The sequence below is a fragment of the Halobacillus sp. BBL2006 genome, from assembly GCF_000786645.1.
Classification (GTDB): domain Bacteria; phylum Bacillota; class Bacilli; order Bacillales; family Halobacillaceae; genus Halobacillus.
On the sequence record NZ_JRNX01000379.1, the window covers coordinates 1 to 3,612 of the forward strand.

The following is a 3,612-nucleotide window of genomic DNA, read 5'->3' on the forward strand; positions in this document are numbered from 1 at the left end:
CTGTCTCCACATACGATCGTTTTTCCTGGCTGGGTCAAACCTAGCTCAGGTCCAATGACGTGAACAATTCCCTGATCCGGGTGGTTAATATCCGCCAAGTTGATTCCGAATTCTTCACAATTTTCTTTTAATGTTTCCATTTGCTTTTTGGATACGGCATCCTTAATGACGTTCCGATGGACGGTCGGAACGTTGTGATCCATCGTGGCGTAGGTGCGTTCAGGACGCCGCACCTTACGGCCACTCATGCGCAAACCTTCAAAAGCTTGAGGGGAAGTCACTTCATGGACCAAATGCAAGTCGATGTATAATAGGTTCGGCTTCCCCTCTTCTTCATGAACAACATGCTGCTCCCAAATCTTTTCTACAATTGTTTTAGGTTGACTCATTTGTTCCACTCCCCTCTCTTTTACACGTAACAGCGCATGATATTTTCAGCTGCATCACTTGTACTCAATTGTTCGATCACTTTATTGGCAAGTTCGCTTCCACTTACTTGTACGCCGCCGCTTATTTGCAAATCGGCTGTGTGATAGCGCGCCTGCAATACGTCTGCGACCGCTTTTTCTATTTCCTCTGCCTCTTCTTCCATCTGGAATGAGTGCTTCAGCATCATCGCTGTAGAAAGAATCGAAGCTAGCGGATTCGCTTTATTTTGCCCTGCGATATCCGGAGCAGAACCGTGCACCGGCTCGTAAAGTCCAACCCCATCACTTCTTACACTAGCGGATGGAAGCATACCTAGCGATCCAGTCAGAACGGATGCTTCATCACTCAAAATGTCTCCGAACATGTTTTCCGTCACGATGACGTCAAAAGCTGAAGGGTTTGTTACGAGCTTCATGGCTGCGGCGTCGACAAGCATATGCTCGACAGTGACATCCGGATAATCTTTTTTCTTTTCTTCAACAACTTCACGCCACATGCGACTTGATTCCAATACGTTTGCTTTATCGACGGAAGTAAGATGCTTTCTGCGAAGCTGTGCACTTTCGAATGCTTTTTCGACGATACGTTCAATTTCAACTCTTTGATAAGCGAGGGTATCGACAACTTCCTTCCCATCCTTCCTTCGTTCGCTTGGCTCACCGAAGTATAGGCCGCCTGTCAGCTCACGAACGATTAACAGGTCACTTCCTGCAACGACTTCAGGTTTCAAAGGAGAAGCATGCAGCAGTTGCTGATAGGCTTTGACAGGACGAAGATTGGCAAAAAGTCCAAGTTGTTTGCGGATGCCCAGCAGCCCTTTTTCCGGCCTCATGTGTCCAGGCAGTTGATCCCATTTTGGACCTCCAACGGCTCCGAGAAAAACAGCATCGGCTTTTTTACAAGCTTCCACCGTATCTTCCGGGAGTGGCGATCCTTGATGATCGATCGCCGCTCCACCGATGTCCTGACTTTCAAACGTGAATGTGTGTTGATAGCGTTCAGCTACAGCTTCAAGAACGCGCTTGGCTGCTTTGGTGACTTCCGGGCCGATTCCATCTCCCGGCAAAAGAACGATATGCTTTTTCATTGGACATCCCCCTTTTTATACTTGAACTTGTTGATAGGTATCTTTGTGCTGGCGGTTTAGTGTACGGTTCACGGCGTTAATGAACGCGTTTGCTGATGCTTCCAGTACGTCCTGGTCAGCAGCACGGCCAGATGCTTTCACACCATTGACGGTCAGCTGAACATGAACTTCCGCCAAAGCATCGCGCCCTTTACCGATTGAACTCAATTGATAGTCCTGCAAATGGACATCTGCATCAATCAAGTCATCCAGCGTATTGTAAATCGCTTCGACACTTCCTTCGCCTGTGTTCGCCTTTTCGACTTCCTCACCATCCGGGCGAGTAAGCAATACTGTAGCGGTTGGTCTATTGACACTGCCGTACTGGACTTGGAAAGCCTTCATCTCGTATTTCGGTTGATCTTCGTTTTCAGTTTGCGTATCTGTCAGGATCGCGAAAAGATCGTCTTCTGTAACTTCTTTCTTCTTGCCTGTCAGATTTTTGAACGATTCAAACGCTTCTTTCAGCTTCGCATCATTCAATTCAAAGCCAAGCTCTTCGGCTTTTTGTTTAAATGCGTGTCTTCCAGAGTGTTTGCCTAGCACCATTCGATTGGAATCGATGCCAACCATCGCTGGAGTGATAATTTCGTAGGTAGACGCTTCCTTCAGTACTCCATCCTGGTGAATGCCGGATTCGTGAGCAAAGGCATTACGTCCGACAACTGCTTTATTTCCTGGGACCATCATGCCAGTCAAACGGCTGACGAGATCACTCGTACGTTTAATTTCATTCAAGACAAGATTTGTTTGGTAATCGTAACGATCTTTCCTGATTGTAAGGGCAACGGCAATTTCCTCAAGTGCGGCATTACCTGCACGTTCACCAATTCCGTTAATGGTTCCTTCGATTTGTCGAACCCCATGCTCTAGAGCGGAAATGGAGTTGCTGACTGCCATCCCAAGGTCATCGTGACAGTGGGCGGAAAGAACAGCTTTATCGATATTTGGAACATGATCCGCTACATACTTGAACATCTTACCGTATTCATCCGGCGTCGTATAACCGACTGTATCCGGCAAATTAATGACTGTCGCACCAGCGTCTATCACTTTTTCAATGATATGAACTAAGAAATCAAGATCTGATCGACTTGCATCCTCTGCTGACCACTGGACGTGCGGGAATTTTTCCTTCGCATAAGAGACCATTTCAACAGCTGTTTCGACGATTTCTTCTGGCGTTTTTTTCAATTTATGAGTCATGTGGATCGGGGAGGTTGCTAGGAAGATATGCAGCCTCGGCTCCGCGCCACCTTTCAAAGCTTCCCAAGCGATGTCAATGTCACGCTTGTTGGCTCTCGCTAACCCTGTAACCGAACAACCTCGGACGGTATCTGCAATCTCTTTAACAGCTTCGAAGTCTCCCTGGGAGGAAGCAGGAAACCCTGCTTCCATAATATCTACCCCGAGACGTTCCAACTGTTTGGCAATTTCCAATTTTTCCAGACGGTTCAAATTGACTCCAGCGGACTGCTCTCCATCTCTTAGTGTTGTATCGAATACGTTAACGTGAGCCATGTGTGACCACATCCTTTTCTTTGGATTGGGATTTCTTAACGAATGGCATTAATTCACGGAGTTCTCTACCCACCTTCTCGATTTGATGATTATTTTCACGAGCATTGATGGCGTTGAATTCAGGACGGTTGACTTTATTTTCTAGGATCCATCCTTTAGCGAATTTACCAGTCTGGATATCTGTCAATACGTCTTTCATGCGCGCCTTCGTGGACTCATCAACAACGCGTGGTCCAGAAACGAAGTCACCCCACTGAGCTGTATCAGAGATGGAATAACGCATGCCCTCGAGACCGCCTTCGTACATAAGATCTACGATCAACTTCAGTTCGTGCATACACTCGAAGTAAGCAACTTCTGGCTGGTAGCCAGCTTCTGTCAGCGTTTCGAATCCTGCTTTCACTAAGCTTGTAAGACCGCCACATAGAACTGCCTGCTCTCCGAATAGATCCGTTTCGGTTTCTTCTTGGAAACTAGTTTCCAGCACACCAGCACGGCCGCCGCCGATACCCTTGGCATAAGCAAGTGCGATTTCT

General features: G+C 47.1%; 4 protein-coding genes. All 4 read right to left on the minus strand.

The features are described from left to right. Window positions 1-389 (minus strand): aconitase family protein (locus tag LD39_RS11790; protein WP_035546646.1); only part of this gene is annotated, 389 nt, incomplete at its 3' end. 20 nt (window positions 390-409) lie between these two features. Beyond that, complete coding sequence (leuB, locus tag LD39_RS11795; protein ID WP_035546649.1) at window positions 410-1,516, minus strand: 3-isopropylmalate dehydrogenase; 1,107 nt, start codon at window positions 1,514-1,516, stop codon at window positions 410-412. A 15-nt stretch (window positions 1,517-1,531) separates the two neighbouring features. Continuing rightward, entirely contained in the window at window positions 1,532-3,076 is a 1,545-nt protein-coding gene (locus LD39_RS11800) for a 2-isopropylmalate synthase (RefSeq protein WP_035546653.1), read from the minus strand. Then, window positions 3,063-3,612 (minus strand): ketol-acid reductoisomerase (gene ilvC, locus LD39_RS11805; protein ID WP_035546657.1); only part of this gene is annotated, 550 nt, incomplete at its 5' end. The genes LD39_RS11800 and ilvC, both read right to left, overlap by 14 nt.

Coding starts and splice junctions, on each gene's coding strand:
- LD39_RS11800 (WP_035546653.1), bottom strand. CDS start 3,076: ATGGCTCACGTTAACGTATTCGATACAACACTAAGAGATGGAGAGCAG.
- leuB (WP_035546649.1), bottom strand. CDS start 1,516: ATGAAAAAGCATATCGTTCTTTTGCCGGGAGATGGAATCGGCCCGGAA.